The 3290-nt window shown below is 70.8% G+C and carries 4 protein-coding genes; all 4 read right to left on the bottom strand.

Translation table 11 applies throughout. From position 1 onward, the window contains the following. Positions 1 to 819: chromosome segregation SMC family protein (locus tag AC1DUQ_RS19655; protein ID WP_477074410.1), on the bottom strand; the 819-nt coding region annotated here is incomplete at its 3' end. Between the two features lie 46 nt (positions 820 to 865). Next, the gene (gene ndk, locus AC1DUQ_RS19660; protein ID WP_477062642.1) at positions 866 to 1300 is read right to left on the bottom strand and encodes a nucleoside-diphosphate kinase; all 435 of its coding nucleotides are present in this window, start codon (positions 1298 to 1300) and stop codon (positions 866 to 868) included. Between the two features lie 29 nt (positions 1301 to 1329). Beyond that, a complete protein-coding gene (locus tag AC1DUQ_RS19665; protein WP_477062643.1) occupies positions 1330 to 1731 on the bottom strand; it encodes a DUF4233 domain-containing protein in 402 nt (133 codons plus the stop codon). A gap of 9 nt (positions 1732 to 1740) precedes the next feature. After that, on the bottom strand, positions 1741 to 3290 hold a 1550-nt coding region (locus AC1DUQ_RS19670), incomplete at its 5' end, for an MDR family MFS transporter (protein WP_477074411.1).

The following is a 3290-nucleotide window of genomic DNA, read 5'->3' on the forward strand; positions in this document are numbered from 1 at the left end:
AGCGAGCGTGGCCAGACGGGCGCGGGTCGCGGCGAGCGCGCCCTCGACCTCCTCGCGGCGGGCGCGCAGGGCGCTCTCGTCGGCGATCTCCTGCTCGAGCGTGGAGGTCAGCTGCGCGAGGTCGTCGGCCAGCAGCCGCGCGCGGGCGTCGCGCAGGTCCGCCTGGACGACCGCCGCCTTGCGGGCGACCTCCGCCTGCCGGCCGAGCGGGCCGAGCTGGCGGCGGATCTCCCCGGTCAGGTCCCCGAGCCGCGTGAGGTTGGCCTGCATCGACTCCAGCTTGCGGAGCGCCTTCTCCTTGCGCTTGCGGTGCTTGAGGACCCCTGCGGCCTCCTCGATGAACCCGCGGCGCTCCTCGGGGGTGGCGCGCAGGACCGCGTCGAGCTGGCCCTGGCCCACGATGACGTGCATCTCCCGGCCCAGGCCGGAGTCCGACAGCAGGTCCTGGATGTCCAGCAGCCGGCAGCCCTGGCCGTTGATCGCGTACTCGGACCCACCGTTGCGGAACAGCGTCCGCGAGATGGTGACCTCGGAGTACTCGATCGGCAGCGCGCCGTCGGCGTTGTCGATGGTGAGCGCCACCTCGGCGCGGCCCAGCGGCGGACGCCCGGCGGTGCCGGCGAAGATGACGTCCTCCATCTTKCCGCCGCGCAGCGMCTTGGCGCCCTGCTCCCCCATCACCCAGGYCAASGCGTCGACGACGTTGGACTTGCCCGAGCCGTTGGGCCCGACCACGCAGGTGACGCCCGGCTCGAAGTTCAGGGTCGTCGCCGAGGCGAACGACTTGAACCCCCGCAGGGTGAGGGTCTTGAGGTGCACGCACAGAGCCTAAGGTGCGCGCACCTCAGCTCCGGGGAGGCTGAGGTCAGAGCGCGGGGAACCAGAGGGCGATCTCGCGCGCGGCCGACTCCTGCGAGTCCGACCCGTGCACGAGGTTCTGGATGACCTTGAGGCCCCAGTCGCGGCCGAGGTCGCCCCGGATGGTGCCGGGGGCGGCGACCGTCGGGTCGGTGGCGCCGGCGAGCGAACGGAAGCCCTCGATCGCGCGGTGGCCCTCGGCGACGACCGCCAGGACCGGGCCGGAGCGCATGAACTCGATCAGCGGCGTGAGGAAGGGCTTGCCCGCGTGCTCGGCGTAGTGCTCGGCCAGCAGCTCGTCGGAGGCCTCGCGCAGCTCGACGGCGACGAGGGTGTAGCCCTTGGCCTCGATGCGGCGGACGATCTCCCCGGACAGCCCACGGCGGACGCCGTCCGGCTTGACGAGGACGAGGGTGCGCTGCGTGGTGGGTGCGTCAGTCATGGCCTGAACCCTATGACGGGTGCGGCGCTCTACGGACCGACCGCTCCCGGGTTCGCCGCATCGTACTCCGCCCGCTCCCGGTCGATCCTGCCGCCGAGGCGCAGCGCGACGACCCACAGGACGACGAAGATCGCGCCCACCGCGAACATCATCGGGATCACGAACCCGCCCGCCAGGACGAACACCTGGACGATCGAGCCGGCGAGGTAGCCGCCCGGCCGCGACACCAGGCCCGACAGCAGGATCAGCACCACGGACAGGCTCCCGCCCACCCACCAGATGGTGGAGGCGGGAGCGAGCCGCAGGCCGTACGCCACGAGCGTCGCGAAGAACACCAGGACGGCCTCGAGGACGAGGATCGTCTGGGTGAACTGGGGCTTCGCGGCACGCTTGCGGCGCACGGCCTGGCCGTCCGGGACGGTGGAGCTCATCGGGTCAGATTACCGGCGGGCGGAGGCCTCGACGTCGTCCGAGGCGGTGTCCCGCTGGGTCGGGAGCTCGTCGTGCGGGGAAGCCGAGAGCTCGTCGACGATGCCGGAGCCCGAGTCCGCGCCCGAGCCGTCGGCCGCGACGGCCTCGCCGCGGGCGACCATGCCGGCCACGTCGGACAGCTTGACCTCGCGCAGGAAGAGCGCGAGCACGAACCCGACGGCGATCACCGGCACGAGGTACCAGAACGAGGGCGCCAGCGCGTTGGTGAACGCGTCGATGACCCCGGTCTTGAGCGGCTCCGGCAGCGCCTGCACCGCTGCGGGCGTCAGGCTGGAGGCCTCGCCGCCCGAACCGGCAGGCGCCCCGGCGAAGACACCGGCCAGGTTGTCCGCCAGCTTCGTGGTGAACATGGTGCTGAACAGCGCCGTCCCGACCGCCGCACCGATCTCGCGGAAGAAGTTGTTCGTGCTGGTCGCGGTGCCGATCTCGTGCGGGTCGACCGAGTTCTGCACGGCCAGCACGATCGTCTGCATGACCAGGCCCATGCCCGCACCGAGCACGAAGATCATGGCGCCGAAGAGCCACATCGACATGTCCCCGGTGATCTGCGTGAGCCACGCGACGCCGCCCGTGGTGATGGCGAGGCCGACCACCGGGAAGATCTTGTAGCGGCCGGTCCTCGTGATCGCGATGCCCGAGCCGATCGCGGTGATCATGACGCCGACCATCATCGGGAGCAGGAGGAAGCCCGACTCGGTCACACCGGCGCCGGTGGACATCTGCAGGAACGTCGGCAGGAAGGCCAGGGCGGAGAACATGCCCATGCCGAGGATGAGGCCGATCGCCGTGGCGATGGTGAAGGTCGGGTTCTTGAACAGGCGCAGCGGCAGCAGGGGCTCCTGCGCGCGGAGCTCGACCATGATGAACGCGGCGATCGAGACGAGCGTGCCGATCACCAGCGCGAGCAGGCCCGGGTCGGACCAGTCGTAGCCCCGGTTGCCGGTCCAGCTGTCCCAGCTCGTGGCCAGCACGAGGCCGGACGTGGCGATCACCATGAAGAAGATTCCGGCGACGTCGATCTTCTTGCCCGAGCGGTGCGTGGGCAGCTTGAGGGTGAACCAGGCCACGGCGAACGCCGCGACGCCGATCGGGATGTTGATCCAGAAGCACCAGCGCCAGTCGGCGTGCTGCGTGAACAGGCCGCCCAGGAGCGGGCCGATGACGGCGGAGATGCCGAACAGCGCGCCCATCGGGCCCATGTACTTGCCGCGGTCCTTGGCGGGCACGATGTCCGCGATGATCGCCTGCGACAGGATCATCAGACCACCACCGCCGAGGCCCTGGACGCCACGCCAGAACACGAGCTCGCCGAACGACTGGGCGAACCCCGCACCGGCCGAGGCCAGCGTGAACAGGCCGATGGCGACGAGGAACGGCCAGCGCCGGCCCCAGAGGTCACCGAACTTGCCGTACAGCGGCATGACGATCGCGATCGCCAGGATGTAGGCGGTGACCACCCACCCCTGGTGCTCGACACCGTTGAGCTCACCGACGATCG

It is taken from the genome of Cellulomonas sp. P4_B5_2, from assembly GCF_056402235.1.